General features: G+C 34.4%; 14 protein-coding genes. 5 read left to right on the top strand and 9 right to left on the bottom strand.

The annotated features are described in order from the left end of the window. Positions 1 to 22 precede the first annotated feature (22 nt). Positions 23 to 517, top strand: coding sequence for a hypothetical protein (locus tag LG296_RS20255; RefSeq protein ID WP_107937653.1), 495 nt, complete (start codon positions 23 to 25; stop codon positions 515 to 517). Then, positions 504 to 1,199 (top strand): hypothetical protein, encoded by a 696-nt coding sequence (locus tag LG296_RS20250; protein WP_107937651.1) that lies wholly within the window; start codon positions 504 to 506, stop codon positions 1,197 to 1,199. Before LG296_RS20255 ends, LG296_RS20250 begins: the two co-directional genes overlap by 14 nt. Positions 1,200 to 1,821: 622 nt before the next feature. Here LG296_RS20250 and LG296_RS20245 read toward each other — a convergent pair. After that, positions 1,822 to 2,271, bottom strand: a complete 450-nt coding sequence (locus LG296_RS20245; RefSeq protein WP_107937649.1) for a hypothetical protein — start codon at positions 2,269 to 2,271, stop codon at positions 1,822 to 1,824. Positions 2,272 to 2,516: 245 nt separating this feature from the next. Then, positions 2,517 to 2,774 (bottom strand): hypothetical protein, encoded by a 258-nt coding sequence (locus LG296_RS20240; protein ID WP_251402883.1) that lies wholly within the window; start codon positions 2,772 to 2,774, stop codon positions 2,517 to 2,519. A gap of 541 nt (positions 2,775 to 3,315) precedes the next feature. Here LG296_RS20240 and LG296_RS20235 point away from each other — a divergent pair. Then, positions 3,316 to 3,789 carry a hypothetical protein gene (locus tag LG296_RS20235; RefSeq protein WP_107937645.1) on the top strand — a complete coding sequence of 158 codons (474 nt, stop codon included), beginning with the start codon at positions 3,316 to 3,318 and terminating at the stop codon, positions 3,787 to 3,789. A 730-nt stretch (positions 3,790 to 4,519) separates the two neighbouring features. Further along, positions 4,520 to 6,070 carry a multicopper oxidase family protein gene (locus LG296_RS20230; RefSeq protein ID WP_107937643.1) on the top strand — a complete coding sequence of 517 codons (1,551 nt, stop codon included), beginning with the start codon at positions 4,520 to 4,522 and terminating at the stop codon, positions 6,068 to 6,070. Positions 6,071 to 6,377: 307 nt separating this feature from the next. On the opposite strand, the gene ltrA is transcribed toward LG296_RS20230, so the two are convergent. Together ltrA and LG296_RS20220 are read right to left on the bottom strand one after the other, a co-directional pair. After that, complete coding sequence (gene ltrA, locus LG296_RS20225) at positions 6,378 to 8,153, bottom strand: group II intron reverse transcriptase/maturase (RefSeq protein ID WP_404428040.1); 1,776 nt, start codon at positions 8,151 to 8,153, stop codon at positions 6,378 to 6,380. A gap of 911 nt (positions 8,154 to 9,064) precedes the next feature. Then, positions 9,065 to 9,517, bottom strand: coding sequence for a hypothetical protein (locus LG296_RS20220; protein ID WP_107937937.1), 453 nt, complete (start codon positions 9,515 to 9,517; stop codon positions 9,065 to 9,067). A gap of 718 nt (positions 9,518 to 10,235) precedes the next feature. Between LG296_RS20220 and LG296_RS20215 the strand changes: the two genes are divergently transcribed. After that, a protein-coding gene (locus LG296_RS20215) for an IS3 family transposase (RefSeq protein ID WP_404426987.1) occupies positions 10,236 to 11,359 on the top strand; the annotation gives its coding sequence in 2 pieces (ribosomal slippage) (positions 10,236 to 10,482 and positions 10,482 to 11,359; 1,125 coding nt in all). A gap of 159 nt (positions 11,360 to 11,518) precedes the next feature. Here LG296_RS20215 and LG296_RS20210 read toward each other — a convergent pair. From LG296_RS20210 to LG296_RS20190, 5 genes are all read right to left on the bottom strand, one after another. Continuing rightward, positions 11,519 to 11,785 (bottom strand): hypothetical protein, encoded by a 267-nt coding sequence (locus LG296_RS20210; protein ID WP_153062724.1) that lies wholly within the window; start codon positions 11,783 to 11,785, stop codon positions 11,519 to 11,521. Between the two features lie 98 nt (positions 11,786 to 11,883). After that, positions 11,884 to 14,733 (bottom strand): DNRLRE domain-containing protein, encoded by a 2,850-nt coding sequence (locus LG296_RS20205; protein ID WP_107937855.1) that lies wholly within the window; start codon positions 14,731 to 14,733, stop codon positions 11,884 to 11,886. Positions 14,734 to 15,053: 320 nt separating this feature from the next. Then, complete coding sequence (locus LG296_RS20200; protein WP_107937854.1) at positions 15,054 to 15,719, bottom strand: DUF5710 domain-containing protein; 666 nt, start codon at positions 15,717 to 15,719, stop codon at positions 15,054 to 15,056. 171 nt (positions 15,720 to 15,890) lie between these two features. Then, positions 15,891 to 17,555 (bottom strand): competence protein CoiA family protein, encoded by a 1,665-nt coding sequence (locus LG296_RS20195; RefSeq protein ID WP_193768086.1) that lies wholly within the window; start codon positions 17,553 to 17,555, stop codon positions 15,891 to 15,893. Between the two features lie 298 nt (positions 17,556 to 17,853). Next, positions 17,854 to 18,078 (bottom strand): hypothetical protein, encoded by a 225-nt coding sequence (locus LG296_RS20190; RefSeq protein WP_107937852.1) that lies wholly within the window; start codon positions 18,076 to 18,078, stop codon positions 17,854 to 17,856. Positions 18,079 to 18,417 lie beyond the last annotated feature (339 nt).

The raw sequence follows: 18,417 nt of genomic DNA, 5'->3' as shown, positions 1-18,417 counted from the left end.
TCGGGAAGGGAGGAAACGATTAATGGCCAGAAATCATATTCCCTTAATTCGAAGTTGGGATAATAATGTGAACAACAAATTAGAAGCCCCTCAAAGCAATGCAAATAATTCACATAATATAAGGCGAAGGCAGATTCGTTCGGATAAATGTAGAGATATTAAATTTCCTGTAAACCAAAATGAACAAGTACGTTTAAAGTCGGCCTGTAAACAAACGGATACCTACTATAAAAAGATTTATGGATATGAGGAAAAGTTAACTCAAACCCATTTTAATACCTTGCTGCTGAAGTATGCCCTGAAAAATATTCATGAGATAAATTGGAGCAGATCATACAAAGATACCAAAGTATACATGCATGTAAAGCCCCTTGAAAGAGATTATGAGCAGCTCGGCGGACCATATGGTCTTTCAACTAAACAAGCGATATCTGATAGAAAACTTGTTTATATCCTAGTTATATCAATATTAGAATTATTGGAACGTAAGGGGGACTATCAAATTGTCTTACTATGATGTTAGAGCGATGAAAGATAGAAAAAAATCCATCTTTACTAGCGTAGTTAATAAAATCAGGAATGCATTAGTTGATATTGAGAATGAGAAATTAGATTTAAAAATGAGGTATGTCGATGTAGTGCGTGGAGATGAATACGTTAATGATATAAGAGACACTTTTATTACTCAATATCCAGAACTGAATCAATTTGAACTAGGTAAATTAATCGCCCTTTTATATGTAGATTTCATAATAAATATTCAGAGTGGAAACTTGTCTCATAAAGATGCTGCGCGGTTTCTAATAGAGGGCAAAAGAAAATACTTAGATGTTTTGCACAAACCTAAATCTAAAATAACTCGTAAAGAAGTGCAGCAGGTATCCCCTACTACATTTATTTTTCAAGATATAGAGGACGATGAAGATGAAGATGAGGAGTTCGATGATTATAAGGAGCCAAAAGGTCATTTTTCCATGTCCGATATCGTTTTTATAGAAATCGTTCTCAATATCAGACAAAATAACCGATGCAAAGTCTTTCTGTTCGATATCGAGCCATACCTTGAAGGATTCACTTTGGACGTTGAGGATGTTATCGTTATAAATTACTTAGATTTTATAGAAAGAATACGCTGGGAAGGTAATAATACTAAAATGATGAAAAGAATCGTGAAAAATTTTATAAATGTAGCGCGCTAATCGGTAATACTTGTAGCTTTCAAATAAGCGTATAACAATTGATAAGAATCCATTTTGAAAAAATCAATCAAAACGGATTCTTATCCAACAGGCGTAATTTTCGTTTTCAAAAAGTTGATTATTTTTTCACCCTGTTGCTGTACAGATGTCCAATTGCAATTTGTTATAAATCGTCCAACGAGGAAAATGTTCCTTCGTTCAATTATTATGCCTGAGTTAGCTCTAGGTGCTTATTCCCCTACCATACCATCATTATCTCGATCATCCATATGCGGATATAACCAATGTTATATTTAGGTTAGTTAGGTTGAGTAGTTGACCCTGTATGGACCACACATTTTAGACATATATATAATGTGTGGTACGTGTGAAATGAAAATAAAGTTATTTAACATTAAAAGCTCAAACAAGCATAACCCCGTTCGAATTTAGGACAGGGTTAAAAATATAGTTGTTTAATTTTTAAATTTAAGAAACTTCACGATACTAAAAATATAACAACAAAGTCGCTAAAAATCTAAGTGTTATTCAATCGCGCCCGATTGTTGAATATTGAATGATAAAACCTTTGTACCAAATGATCTTATTATTTATGATAAGGTGCAATGCAATAGAGCTAATTTTATTTATCCTTAATTCCTCGCATTCCACCATATACATCCACAATTTTTTTCAATTCATTTAATACTGGTGGTATATAACTTTGATCTAAATGAAACTCAAATTGCAATCGGTTTTCTATACTAGGATATTCTTGAAAGTAACCATTTACATGGATTTGACCTAGACGAGTAAATTCAAGTTCGAAATAAATATCTTCTCCTCTATTAGAAAAAACAATAATTCCTTTTAATTGTTGAAAAGCATCTTTAAGTTGATGATATAGCTGATATACTTGTCCCGTTGTAAACCAAACAGCTGCTTTATGTACGCCATACCTTCCACTTTGAATTGAAACAGATCCTTCAACGGTATATCCACCATCAACATCTGTTTCATTTGGAAAACCATGTATTATATCTAAGCCAAACTCGATAAAATTTGGTTCAGCCCCTATTTTAAATCTCTCCACTTTCACCCTCCCTTTCAGTTATTTATATTTCACATAAAAAACAGCTTCAATTTCTGGTAATTCAAACTGTAAACCACAACACGCTTACTTTATTTTACGGTTCAACATGATTAAAATTAAACTGTTTATAAAATAGGTACAATTCATTCTTCAGAAAAGAGCAATTTCCTTTATTCAAGGATAGCGCCCTTTAATGGAATAACTATAATATCGCCTCAAGCCTAAACGTCAACTAACGCACTCCGTTAGCTTAAAACCTCCTTTGGAATATTCCAAAGGATATAATGTTTTGAATATTGTCTGGTTTCTACTACAATGGTCTGTTCATCCTTCTTAAAGACAAGTCCCGAACCCATTTGTTCTTTAAAATCCCATCCCTTGTCCTTCATATATTCCTTTATTACATCGTATCGATAAAATCCTGTATTGTCAGATACATACTTATTATGAATATTCGTTTCAGAAAACAGTTCGTAATCACTTTTTTCCAATTCTAGATTCATTATTGATGTAAGGATAGGTGTAGGATTCCCCTCCTGAAACAATACACTTTCGAATCTTAATAGAATTAAACCAATTGTTAAAAATAATTACAAAAACATTACGAGTAGAATTTTTTCAAAACCATCCCCCTCGAATGTACGGTACTATTCTTCTATACTTTAACAAAAATTTCGGATTCCTCGTTCGTTCAATAAGAAGAACACCTTTTCATTAATATTGCTAAATAAAAAATGGCGTTAACAACGACAGTCATTTTTACATCTTTTTCCATTGTACAATACTTATTTTCCGTTAAATAAAATGATGTTAATTGTTATACCAAAACTCATTAAAAGGTCCTAAAAACCTTGATAAATAAAGAAAATGACGTGTACCAATTCACACGTCATTTCTAGTGTCATTTATCAAAAAAGCACCTTAAAACGGAACCCTTTAGATATAGACCGCGGCTTTATTTTTTTTGGATCAGGTAACTGGTTTTTTTTGCTGGCTGTTTTTATTTGCACTTTGAGAACAATATCCCTATGGAGGTGAATACTTGTGGTAAGAATTAGAATTCGTAGACCAAGAAATCCATTTGAAGGCTTTGAAATTCCACCCATTGATCCAGGTGCTATGTTAAATCCTGGAGGAGTAATAGACCCAGAAGGAATATTAAATGGAATAAGAAATCCAGGAGAGGCAATAAATCATGCTAAAGAGGAATTAAAAAAACTAGATCTTAATTTAAGCGATGCAGATTTCAACGTTGCTGTTAATATGGCCTCATCTCATGCCCAAGCTTACCATGAAGAAAATAAAGAAAATGGAAGCTTTTGTGATTGTGTAGATGTAACAGCCGCTGCTTGTGCTGCCGCCGGAGCTGGTATTGGAGCTGCTGTCGCTGGAGGTCCCACTGGAGGGGCTGCCGCAATCGCTGGAGCAGCTGTTGGAGCCGCGTTAGGAGCCGGAGCAGGATACCCAATGGGAAGACTAGTTTGTGAAAATTGGTATGAAAGAACACCATGTGAGTAAGAAAAAATTTTGTAATACAAAAAAGAAGCGACTAAGGGCAAGAAATCCAAGTCGCTTTTCTTAATTAGAATCGAATTTGTTATAAAGTTAAAAAGCATATTTTTAAATAAAGCACTCCGTTTAAGTAATCCTTCACAATCTCACCAATACTTCAACATAAATATCCCGTTTTCTTTAAGCGTATTGTTCAATTTAATGGCCCTATAACGGAAAAAAGCGATTCTCTTATTGAAGAATCGCGCCCGATTGTGCAATAGACAACTGCATAATGTCTTCGAATTGTTCATTTGTGTTTATTGAGTTGTATAAAAAAATCTATGAAAACAAGTATTATAAAAACAATCATGCAAATGGCATAAAACCAAGTTGGTGGAAATTCCATAAAATCATACCTCCTATTTATTTCGTAATATAGTTCAATTGTGACATTAAAAAAGCGATTTTCATTCCTCTTCTTCAACTAACCTTATAAGATTTTTTATTATAAGTATGTCTAAATAAATTTGATTTTAGTTGTACTAAACTGTCCCGTTAGCCCTCCATGAATCAAAACTTCACTACAGAAAATGAAAGATAATTACGTTTTTCATGGTAGTACAATAACTTCAAAAAAAAAGTATTAATCCTTCTTAGAACGCACCCGGTAGATGCATAAGAAAGATACATAAAGCAAGTTCACTTTCATAAACTTCATAAGTGGATCTTAATTATAAGGAGGAATTCCATTCTTATGCCTGAAAAAATAGAGCTGCAAAAATTCGTGGATGAACTGCCTATACCCAACATCTTATCTCCTAAGAGACAAGTTAATAATAATTCATATTATGAAGTGACCATGAAAGAGTTTTCTCAGAAGCTGCACAGGGACCTTGAACCAACACGTTTATGGGGTTACGATGGAACATTTCCGGGTCCTACATTTGAAGTGATGGAGAATGAAACAGTGTTTGTTAAATGGATAAACGATCTGCCTAATAAGCACTTTCTCCCCGTCGATACAACAATTCATGGTTCTGAGATTACTCTTCCAGAGGGTAGAAGTGTTGTCCATTTACATGGAGGTAGGACGCCTGCCCATAGTGATGGTTATCCCGAAGCCTGGTTTACAAGGAATTTTGAACAAACGGGACCTTTGTTTGAACGAGAGATTTATTCGTATCCAAACATTGAACGAGCCACTACGTTGTGGTATCACGACCACACAGTAGGAATTACAAGATTGAACGTCTACGCAGGTCTCGCAGGGTTTTATCTCATTCGCGACATGCATGAACAATCCCTTAATCTACCGAAGGGAAACTATGAAATCCCTCTTTTAATTGTCGATCGCTCGTTTAATCCAGACGGATCACTTTATTATCCCAGTACATCGGACCCAAACAACAAAAGTCTTCCTCATCCGTCTCTTGTTCCTCCTTTTGATGCAGATACGATTCTGGTAAACGGGAAGGTTTATCCCTTTCTGAAAGTTGAACCAAGAAAATACCGATTTCGCTTTTTAAATGCATCGAATAGTCGAATCCTTACATTAAAAATGGACTCCGGTCAGCCTTTTTATCAAATAGGCACGGATGGTGGCTTACTTGATAGAACAGTAAAAATAAATGAATTTATAATGGGAAGTGCTGAACGTGTAGATGTGATTATTGATTTTTCTCAATACTACGGTCAAACCGTTACACTCAAAAATGTCACCAAGAGTACATCACCTGAAACAACTGATGTCATGCAATTCAGAGTAACCGTTCCGTTAAAAAGTCCAGATTCAAGCTCGCTTCCTTATTATCTAGGGGATATTAACCGACTCCCAAGAAGTATGGCTAAGAGAACAAGAGATTTAACACTCGTCAGAACCAAAGATCAATATGGTCGTTCCTTGAATTTATTGGACGGAAAAATGTGGATGGATCGAATATCCGAAAGAATTGAAGTTAATACCATTGAAATTTGGCGAATCATTAATTTAGTCGATGATGATCCTCATCCCATCCATATCCATTTGGTTGACTTTCAAATTCTCGACCGCCAACCTTTTGATGTTTCTCAATATCAAAAAAACGGAAAACTTGTTTTTACGGGGCCACCCACTCCTCCGAATCCCTATGAAGTGGGATTAAAGGATACAGTTCAGACCCCCTTCGGTTATGTCACATCCATTATTGCCCGTTTTGGACCCTTCACCGGGCGTTATGTATGGCATTGTCATATGCTGGAGCATGAAGACCTTGAAATGATGCGTCCCATTGAGGTTTTTAAAGCACAGGACTGGAGAAAAAAGTGAGGGATATAAGAACAATCATTATGACATGAACAGAGAGCTATTTACTCTCTGTTCTTAAAAAGACATAAATCACAAAATAATAAACGGTTACAGATTGTAACCAATCTCGATAAAATCCATCCTTATTGTAGAGAAGTAATTAAAATTAGTGAATACAAAAGGACGTTATTATCGTGATAGGTAAGCTTTTGAAGTTATCGCCAGCATTTCCCCCACTTCACACCGTACGTGCGACTTTCACCGCATACGGCGTTCCAATTAATTCAATTCATTCAATTTTTATGTATGGACAAGATGTAATGTGGAATTAGATTGCTTCGTTCAGACATTGCTCACGCAATTCATTTACTTTGTTTAGTTGCTTCTTATCTAATTGAAGTACTTTCATCAGTACTTTTATTTTATCGTGGTCTTTAAGGTGGATTAGTCGATGAATTGATTCATTGACAATAATTAGATTGCCATAAGAATCATCTTGCGAGAAATAATATGGAGTTTTGTGATGACAGTGCCAGTCGTCAAAGTTAAGTTCAACCCCTGTTACAGCGCATTTACCATATTGCGCAATGAATCTACTAATACGGTTATCGTTATACTCGAAGGAGCGTTGAGGAATATACTGTTTCATCACAGTATTAAGCGTTTGTTTATTAATAGCTTTCAAACTATGATGAATTTTATTTCTACCTTCGGTAGTATAATTACAGATGGTTTGTGAGAAGTTTAAGTTTATTCGGCAACGTTGGGCATGAATTGGAGCGAGTGCCATATCTTTAATTCTATAAATCTTGCATTCGTATCCGTTATACCTTTTCAGTAAGGATTTCGTGAAGTCTTGAAGCGTCGCTTCTTTTCTAATGCCTTTTAAACGATTATGTAGCGCTCTTTGAATACGATGGCTCAGCTCAATTAAATCATCTGTAATGTGCGATGCAGCAGCGTAATAGTTTTGAATCCCCATTACAACCGTATTAAATCGCCAGACATTTTCAAGACTTTGATGTTTTTGTATCGCTATAATTGCTTTTTTCAACTTTATTTGTGCATTTTTTAGTGCTTTCTTCGTCATGTGTGAGCGTGCAACATATAGGGTACGTTTCGCTGTTTTCTTAGGATGCGCTTTAATACGAAAGCCTAGAAATTCAGAAGAATTTTTCTTTAGATTCACAACTTTCGATTTCTCATCGCTAATCTCTAGCTGTAATCGTGTTGAGAGGAAATCTTTAACTGCACGGAAGATTCGTATTGCTTGTGAGCGTGTACGACAGAGAATCTTAAAATCATCTGCATACCTCACGATATAGCAATGTTTAAGGTTCGACTTCTTTAACGCTTGGTTCTTACTCATTTTGTTTTTGTAAGTCCTCTTCGTTTCAAAGTTTTCCCATTGATTACTAACCCACCAATCAAGTTCATTTAATACAATGTTGGATAGGAGTGGCGATAGTATACCACCTTGAGGTGTTCCTCTTGTTGAATAGCCTTCGGCTACGATTTCTGCTTTTAAAAGGCGAGAAATAATGGTTAGAAGAGCTTTGTCCCGAATGCCCATTGTCCACATTTGTTTGAGCAGTTTCGCATGGTTTACGTTATCAAAGAATCCTTTTATATCTACGTCTACACAATGATATAGACACGCTCGATTTATTAATGTTTCGAAACGCGCCTTCGCGTGATGTGTACTACGATTCGGTCTGAACCCATAGCTATGCTTATAAAATCTCGCTTCACAAATAGGTTCTAATACTTGTAAAATACACTGTTGAAATAATCTATCCCAGATTGTCGGGATTCCTAGCGGGCGTGTTTTACCATTCGCCTTCGGTATATAGACACGTCGTACTGCCTGGGGGCGATAGTGTGTAAACATCTTTTGTATAGTTGATACAACTTTAGATATTTGTAAATGCTTAATATCTTCAATTGTTTGGCCATCAAATCCAGCTGTTTTACTACCCGTATTTTTCTTGATATTACGGTACGCAAGTTGAATATTTTCACTTGATTGCATTAAATCTATTAAATCATAAAAATTTTGACCATTAACACTGCGAGCATATAATATGTCAAATTGTTTTTGCATGTCATAGTACTCGTTATGTCTCAGTTTCTTTCGTTTTAACAAGTCGGTGGCTCCTTATGGAGCTGAACCTCTATTAGTCTCACGAGAACCTTATTAATCGTTGAAGAAGAACTGCCCTTCATGGTGAATAAATCTACTATTAATCTAGTGGCGATCCCTCCACGTTCATTACACGCTTCGTCGGTACTGTGCCACCACTTTCACTGATATAAAGGAAAGTTATATACTCGCTAATCTCACGATTATTTTCTTTTCCAACGTTTCATCGAGAGTAAGCTCTCCACGTTATCAGCTTACCACGTTGAATATTATCTATTATGGAACAAACTTAGGTGCCTCCTATGAGCCTGTTAGCATTGCATGTGCCTGTAACACAAGGTGGACTTTCATATAATTGATTTTTACTCATCCACATCTAACCTCACATTTAGTGATATACACATTTCTGTGTATTGCCATTCTAGACCCGTACATTCAGAGGTTCGTCAGCAATATAGTTTATTATCCTATTATGTTGCATTCTCACCTTATTCGTTCAACCCAAGCACCATGATTTACACCACCCCATCGGGTAGGGTTTCGGCAGCCGAACTGTTACGGTAAATTCTTGCGCCTATTAACCGAGCTTATAACACGCTTCTCCTTACTAAGCAGCGTGCTATTCGACGCAGGGGAAGCCTTTCAGAGCGTTACCTCATCATTCGACTCCTTGATAATATCCTTCAATTTTAATTTATAAATTGCCTGACCTTTACCGAGATTGTGTTAACCACATCTCATTTGAATCAGGAACGTGTCGCACCAATTATATGGCCCTATTACTGAAAAAGGCACAACTCCTCTTCAATTGCGCCCGTTTGTTGAATAACGTTGTTCAACTAAAGCTCTCGTTACTTGAAGAAGCCGAAGCCTTATCTAACTTCAATAACAAACGTATAACTTGAATCTCCTTCTTCCCACCTTGCATAGACATCGTACACATAAACACCTTTTTCTTTTGGTGCTACCAAAACATTATTTCTTAGTGAAACATTTTTTACTTCGTTATCATTGGGCCATATATTTGCTCCCAATGTATTTTCGTTAGGTTCTTTTTTAAATTCTATTTTTAATTCAGATTCAGGCGATACAATCACAGGTTTAATTTCTTGATGTTCAATTAGCATTGGTGGAGAAATCGAATCGGCACAAATAGAATAATTAAATAAACCATCCCAACAATACGAACCTTGTGCCACTTCTATCTTTTTTCCTTCAACAGTAATCATTGGCGAAGGCGGTTTAGCATTGAATAGACCGACTACAAAATAAATCCCAAAAGCTAAAACAATTAATACTAATAAAGTAATTAAAAATTTTTTCATGTCCTTCCCTCCTACTAATTATTAGTCGTAAGGACAAATTAAAAGTTACAAATCAGTTTTTGTTAAGTACATTTCTTATCAAATTTTCTTTCAAGATGTTATTCAATTAAATGGCCCTTTGTGGAATAAGAAAAAATTCTACATTTAAAAATTTACACAGGATTTTTACTACTCGTCCCCCTTACGTTCCTCCTCTTCATCACTTAAGCCGCTCATTTTCAGTTGATATCCAAATTCCGAAATCCTTACTTTTGAATATGGGAGGTCGATAATTTACGGCTGATCTTATCAAAAACTGGGTGCGGTAAATATTGCGAAAGGTATCCCTTATTACTTATTGCGTTTTATATCCTTATTCTAATCCCTTAGTAAGTGGCAGAATTCATCAAGGAGCGTAACTCCCATTTTAATAGTGCTTAATTAATGAATGCATAGAAAGATACATGAGTCATGTATAAGTTGATTGGGATTTTGTCCATACTGGGGCCTATATTATTCCAGGTTTTTTTTTATAGATAAAGATATTCCTATCATGATTGGTAGACTTGCTGCTGCTATTTTCAAGGATGTGGAATGGACTCTTTACCAATAGGTTATAGAGTTGGAGTGTGCTAACCCCTTTAAGTTGAAAAAGCTTTACTGAATCGGCTACACTAAGTTGGACAGATACTATAAGGGCTAGTAGACTTAACATACTAACCTAAGGGAGCGTGCTACTATGTCACGTCAACGTCGAACTTTTACACCAGAATTTAAACTTCAATTAGTCAAGCTTTATGAAAATGGAAAGTCTCGTGCAGATATCTGTAGAGAATATGAAATCACGCCATCTGCATTAGATCGCTGGATTAAAAACCATCAAGAAACTGGGGCCTTCACTGCGAAAGAGAACCGTACTGATGAAGAAAATGAGTTAATAAAATTACGTAAAGAAAATCAACGTTTAATGATGGAGAATGACATTTTAAAGCAAGCAGCGCTGATCATGGGACGAAAATAGATGTGATTCGAAATAACGCTCACAAATATTCAATATCAGCAATGTGTAACGTCCTCAACATCGCCAAAAGCACATACTATTATCATGCCAATTTGAGTGAAAAAGAAGCACATAACACAGAGGAAGTAGAACTTTCCAACGAGATTGAACGACTCTTTAAAGAAAGCCGTAGTAACTATGGTACTCGTAAACTAAAAGTAGAATTAAAGAAGCAGAAGATGGTAGTTTCTAGACGTCGAATCGGTCGAATCATGAAACAATTAGGACTGGTATCAAAGTATACCGTGGCACAATACAAGCCGTATAAACAAACCTGTAATGAAGCACCCATCAAAAATGAGTTACATCGTCAGTTTAAACAAGAAGAGCAATTAGCTGTAGTTGTAAGTGATTTAACATACGTCCGTGTTGAGAAAAAATGGCACTATGTATGCTTATTTGTCGACCTTTTCAACCGTGAAATTATTGGTCACAGTGCCGGTCCTAATAAGACAGCAGCCCTTGTGTATCAAGCATTAGCCAGCATTAAAGGGAATTTACATAACATCAAGATGTTCCATACAGACCGTGGAAAAGAGTTTGATAACAAACTAATTTCAGAGGCACTAGAAACATTTGGGATTCAAAGATCATTAAGTATGAAGGGTTGTCCCTATGATAACGCCGTGGCCGAAGCGATGTTCAAAGTATTTAAAACCGAATTCGCAAACGGAGCACACTTCGCTTCTCTTGAACAGCTCGCTCTTGAACTTAATGATTATGTTCATTGGTTCAATAACATTCGAATTCACGGAACACTAGGTTATTTATCGCCAGTGGAATTCAAGAACAGGTCCTTATAAAGATTGTCCAGTTTAGTGTTGACATTCCATACTTCTAAGTGCCTTTGGATAGGAAACGTACAATAAATTAATAAAAGGTTGCGCGGTGACTTAAAATCACAGCACAACCTTTCAGCCAGAATTTAAGTAAAAACTTCATCAATTCCCAAATGCTAATTTTTATTTTTGCTCACTTATATTATTCACTATCTCTTTATGGGGAGTTTTAATCTTTATCGTTTCATCCACCCCATCCGAGTACATATGTGCTAATTGTACTTTCACCTTCTTGGTGGCTGCTTGATCCGAATATTCAAAATGTAATTCTGCTTTTAAATTGTCCAGCTCCCGCGCGTTAATAGCAACTAACCGGCCATCTCTCGAATATTCGTTCATTAAATCATAGATTGCTTGTTCTCTCTCTTCAATGGTACCGGAATAGTCCAATGTTTCAAAGAAAGTATTGTTCGATTCATTGGTAAAAATCGATAGAAAGAAATTATAATCATTTTGCTGTAGGGCTTCTTGCAGTCTGCTAGCAATCGTTACGGCATGATATAACTATTTGTACTCGATTGATGAGTACCAGCTCCCGTTCCAATATATCGACTCCAGCCCGTTGGATACGTCGTATCGAGTTTTTCAAATTGACTGTTTTGTAAACGATTATAATTACCACTAGTCGGACTAGCACTTTGAGTAATATTCCCGTATTTATCATATTGGTTATAGTCCGTTAATACCATGTTGTTACTAGTTGAAATTAAATTACTAAATGCATCATATGTGAAATGATTCTCTACTAAACTTGAATCATTAGTGGCAATAACATTATTTTTTTCATCTGTACGGTCTAATGCTACAGATTGATTACCAGTTGTATTTAGAGTCAGTAACTCCCCATCTTCATTATACTCAGCAGTTGTAGTTGGTGTATTTGGAGTAAGTCCAGTCATTTGGTCAGGCTCAGTTGTACTTACGATTCGATTTTTCTCCCAAACGTACTTCCAAGTTGTCGCTAAGTTAGTTTCATAATTCTCGGTAACTTCTGTTACATTAGTAGTGTCCTTACTTTCAGAAGAAGAGTAAACATATCTAGTTTTATTCCCGTTTGAATCTATATAAATAGTATAGCCATCTCCATATTCTAATGAAGAAAAAATCTCGTCACTACGAGGATCGATTAACTTCGTAACCTGTTGTGTAAAAGGGTCATACTCAATTTTCCCAATATTACCGTTTCCATCTTTAACTGCAATTAAGCGAGCCGTATTCGGATCATACGAAAACTCAATTGTTTTTTCAGTAGATGAACCTTTTGCATAAATAATATTTTCTAATACATTTCTTCCAGCTACCGTATCATATAACAATGATGTTATGTTTCCATTGAAATCTGTCACACTAGCTAGGTATCCATTCGTATAGCCCAATGCTATCGAACGTCCTGTTTCTGTTGTACCAGTAAGCTCTGTGATTTTCGTCACTCGTGAACTGGACGAATTTTCGAATGTATAAACTATACGATTTCCGTTCTCATCTTTTATTTCATAATTTCGACCAAGATTATCAAAATAACGAACAGTTTCATTTGTATCTTTTAACTCAAATCCATTCGTTGTTCTAGTCATTTCATATCCCTCGTAACCTTCTGGAGAACGATAGCTGCCATCTTCTAATTTTGTAAAATGGTAGCGTCCACCACCTTCGGAACGATATTCAACGATTGAGTTATCAGCATTTGTTAATATTGATTCATGTGCATTAAACATCCAACTGAATCCATAATGATAATTATAGTAAGAAAGACTGTTATATGTTAAAGCAAGATTAAATGCATCTGTCTTTCCAGGTAGATTCAATAAAGATATGTCGTAGACCATATTACCGTTTATGACATTAACTACTGCTGCACCTTCACCTTGGAAGTTATCTGGTGTATATGTCCAGTAATCTGTTAGTCCCAATAACTCAATCGGTTTATAAGTTACTTTTAATGATGGTTTAGTAGATAATGAATTTGTAGATTCAGAAGAATAGTAGGTTTTCCTTAAGGTACTTCCCTCTATAGAATCTGGAAATTTTAATAATAATCCGTAATTTGTACTTGGTGATTCATACCACTCTTTTACAGTATCAGTTACGGAAAATGCTGCTTCACCCTTAGCCGAATTTTGATTTTTTCCCGATGGTTCTAATTTGTATTTTGGTTGATTTGCCCATGTGACCGTAGTTGTACTAAATGGTGCAGTTACTTGATGTACATCTACTTGAGTAGCAGAACTGTCAGTAATTTGATTTAGCAGTAATTTCGCGTCCGAAACTTCCCCATTCGGTATAGTTGGCAAGTTAAATTTAAGTAAAGAACGAGTCTTCCCTAAAGTTGAATTGTATCCTACAGATAAATAATCCGTGTTATGATAATTGCTTGTTGAACTACTCGCAACAAATGTATCTTCAGCTTGATTAACATCAATCCATGGGTCGATTGTTACGGGATATACACGTTTAGGATCCGTTAGAAATGCTTCATCAGCAGTAATTGTTAATAGATACCCATTCTCTGTTTTTACAATTTCTTGTTCAACATTTTGAGAGATCTCTCCCTCTGGCCCATTTGTTGTGCTAGAGTCATACATATATGGACGTTCAATTAGAAAAACAAAGTTTCCTTTTTGATCCAAAAAGTGGATACTTCCGTCTGTTTGCTTTTTCGCTTCTAAATTCTTTACATTTAAATCAAAAGCAAATGAATTTTTTCCTTGGTAGGAATCTAAGATAATGTTTTCCTTTACTTTGGAACCTTCCACAATATATTCAAAAGTTACATCATTTAATGGTTCCTTTAGTACGATTTGATTTTCATTTACAGTAGGAATTATTTCTTTCGGCTCTTCTGTTGTTGATGTATCAGAGTCATTTGTAACTAAATCTATTTGCATTTCATGACCTTTAGTTTCGTATGTGAATAACTCTGTTTCATCCTGTTGAAATGGTTTCTTTGGAAAGTTAACTTCAAATTGGTTGTCTGTATTTTTTAAAGATTGATTATCTCCAGAAGAAACTAATGTGTTATCAATATCAATCCACTGATTATTCTCCTTGTAATGTATTTGTTCTAAGTATACTTCCGCTATATAAGAACCATCTTCATTCAAAAAGACTTTTGAGTTCGCATTTCTCAAATCAGGTATTTCTTTTAACGTTGCGCTAGAATTACTATCTGTGTTATGTAATTGCTTATTCTCAGAAGTGTCTATTTCTCCGCTTACTGAAGTTCCGTCATCTTCTTGAGCGGATACTTCTTTAGTTCCATAAAAAGGTATTGAACTTAAAATTAGAAATAACGAAAGGATATATGTAAAACTATTAAACAGGACTTTTTTTCTATTCATCGATTTTCCCCTTTGATAAAAATTAAAATACCAATAAGTATTTTCTTGGAACATTATTAAATATTAAAATGAATTAGAAAATAGGTAAATAGTCACCATTAATGATATGAATATTACCAATTTAACGTAATTATAAAGATATTAATAAACATATATTAAATTTTATCAACAGAAAAATAAGAATCTTGGAAATGGATGAGTTAAACTGCCCTAATTAGTATCGATGGATGTAAAGGACTTTATTGTAAATAAAACAACTTTATTATCTCTACACACAAGGAATGTAATAAAAAAGCCTTAGCATATGCTAAGGCTTGGAGTTAAACTTTTAGACCAGTTTCTATTATTTCCCCATATTTTTTTATTAAATAATCATTTGAACCCCAACTAACATTCCCACTAACAGCTATGTCATAATTCAAATCAAATTTATAAAGTTTCAAATTCCTTGCTTTTTGAATACTATCCATAAAAAATGGACTATCTACTTCGCTAAACAAGAAATGATCCCCTTGAATTATGTCGCAATGTTCACAACAATTTGCTAGATATGAAGTTCCTGTAAATTTTGAATAAGTCATATTATAATTATAGTTATTTTGAATATAATCTACTATTTCTTTTGGAAGATTGGAAATTTGGGATGCTATGTTTATCTCCTTATTATAATATTCTGCAATATATTCAACTTCTGATTCATCTAGATCATGCAAATCAGCCGAATAAAGTAATAAGTATTTCTCTATACCAAAACCTATAACTTTTGTTTTCTTCCCACATTTAAAACATTTACGATTAGCTTCGATTATATAAATATGGTCACAAATTATAATATTGGTATCGTCATCATTATTGAACCACTTTGCAAATTTTTGATAATCTTTTCTATTCCAGACAGACCATTTTTTGTAATCAGGGTTCCATTTTGCACCCTTTTTTTTGGCTTCATCTTTCTCATTGAAAGGTACATTTAGTAGCAGTGGCATTATGTATCACTAGTCCTTATTTAATAAATTTAATTTTTGATTGCTGCTTTCATGAAATCTCTTTCCAGTGCATCTAATAAACAATTATCATAGAAAAATAGACTTATAATGCTTTTAACTTTTATTGGATTTTATTAGTCTCCAATATATGAAAGCCATTGAAATAGCAAATTAAAATAATCGCCATTCCCTAGTTTCCCTATATCTTCTTTCTTCGTCTCTTAGTTGTTCAATACTTTTTTTCTCTTCTTTCTTTTTTTGTTTTTCGATCTCTTGAGAGTAAACATTCTTAATTTGTTTTAGTGATTTTACAAGCTCTTTATTTGTTTGTTTATTAAATTCTCCATACACTTTTACTACTTCAATGATTCCTCGTTGGGTACTTTTACCACCTGTATCTTGCAATGAATCAATTTCTGCTAATATCATTTGTCTTTTCTGAATTCCTTCTTGTGTTCTCGTTTCAATATACTTTTCTATATTTAGAGCTTTCTGTTCTAATTCGGACAGAATCTTTTTCAATCGGATTTTTAATTGCATATTCTCTATTTGTTTTTCATCTAAACGGCTATTCCATTCATTTATAGTATTTTCGTACACCTTCATATACAACAATTCTTCTTGTTCTTCTTTTTGTTGTATTAACTTAACCATTAAGTCATTCATATATGTTTTTACATTTAATAACTTAGTATAATTCCGATTAAATCTCTCAACACCGCTTCTATATTTGCTTTCATTCATTTTTTCTCGTTGAGCTGAATACTTCTCTCTAATTTTATCCCTGCTTACAAATTCTCGAACCTCTTTTAACTGTCGAATTAAAAATAACGGGTCCAGTTTCCCTTCGCTCTTTAATCGTTCTAATTCAATCTGATAGGCCAATTCAAAATCAATAGCAGTAGGAGAATTATTCTTCATCAATTCCTCGGTTAATTCATGGTCGAATCCAGCAAGTCCATGGAAAAACCCCTTTTCTTTCATTGTTTTTGGTTCATAATGATAATCTAAATCAACTAATTCAGTAGTCAGCAAGACTTCTACTAAATTTTCATGAGGAATACGGCTAATTCTATAGACATCACTATTACTAAAAACATCTTGTCTAATTAAGAAAAAATGGCCTTCATGATTAACGGCTATCACATACCCATATGCAGCCATTAATTGACTAAAACTTTTTGGGGCTCCGCTAACGGTAAATATAGAATCTTCATCATAGCGTAGAGCTCGCACCTCATTAGTGAAAGAACCGTCATTATGTTTTATCACCTCAGTAACGGTTGTACCCCCGTATTGCTCGAAGTAGTTCTCCAGTATCAATACCCATGCGGTAGGTATCTTTTCCGCAGCATAGGCCATTGTCCTTTTTGCTACGGTATTTGGTAGAATACTCTTGTTACCTTGCACCTCCACAACAATTTTTTCACTTCCGGAGATTGCTTCAACGAATACATCTGCTCGCGGATTATAATCCGCATGAATAGTATTAAATACCCTTTCTAACCTGGGTATATATCCGGCTTGTTTAAACAAGGTGTAAATTTTCAATTTAGTTATGGCATGTTCTAGTGATTCGGGTAATGTACACTCTTTTCTTTGAAAATGACTAAAATAGTTATTTTTTTTGTTATGAGCAACAAATTTCATATCCTCACCGCAAGAGAAACATTTAAAACGTCCTAAACCTTGTTTCTTTAGCATTTCTCTTTCATCTGAATTAATATTAGTTGATTGAAATAACCAAACCTCTTTGCCTTCATAATGAAAGAGCACTCCTGTATCATGTTGAACCTTTGCTGCTTCTTCATAGGGCAAATAAGCATATAAAGACACTTGCCCCCACCCCCTTTTAATTAACATCTATAATACAAACATAGTAAAAATTGATTAAAAATGGAAGGGGCAATGATGGTTAATTCCTATAATAACAGAATCGAAAAAATGATTAATGTACAACAAAATTGCTACCACTGGCAAGGTGGTTACAACCTTATTAAAAACAGGTTGACCTAATTTTCAGGGTTCGTTACCAATATACTAGAGAAAAATTTTCATAGTAAAAAAGGATGATTAGCTGATTGCTATTCATCCTTTAGATTATTCGGAAAAATCCCCCTGGGTTTTTAATTAATTATTGTCCCCATATTATGGAGGTAATTTGAAAACTGATGATTGTAACTGCTGCGATACCAACAATAATGCCAATTTTCACTAACTCTTTGATTAACCCTTTTTTCATATTCCTTAATATAGCTAAAGAAATTACTGCCACAAAAATCAATATTATTCCTGTAATTATTATAGGACCAGTAACAGTCCATATCTCACCGAAATTTACTAACTCTATCTCTGGCATCAATATACCTCCCTTTAATAATAATATAATTTAGTTGTAAGATTTTTCATATATCAAAATAAAATTCAATTACTCAATATGAGTAACGAACTAAAGCTTATAATTATAAGAGTAAAACATCTTGACGTATGGTACTTTATTAATTCCAAATTTCCTTTTTTAATTAACTGGGGTAGTAAAATGTTGTAACCAACTAGACTTGATACCGATTATTAAACTGTTCGCCCTCTACTTTTTAACACATGATTTAAGGATAGTAATGTAGTATGTTAATATATTATTTGTTAAACTTGGATTATATTGGAGGAGTTATATGAAAAAATATACGATATTAAGAAC

The sequence above is a fragment of the Ureibacillus chungkukjangi genome (genome assembly GCF_044795995.1).
In the GTDB taxonomy this organism is placed as follows: Bacteria; Bacillota; Bacilli; order Bacillales_A; family Planococcaceae; genus Ureibacillus; species Ureibacillus chungkukjangi.
The sequence above is the reverse complement of the archived record's forward strand: the minus strand, read 5'-3'. Positions and strand labels throughout refer to the sequence as shown.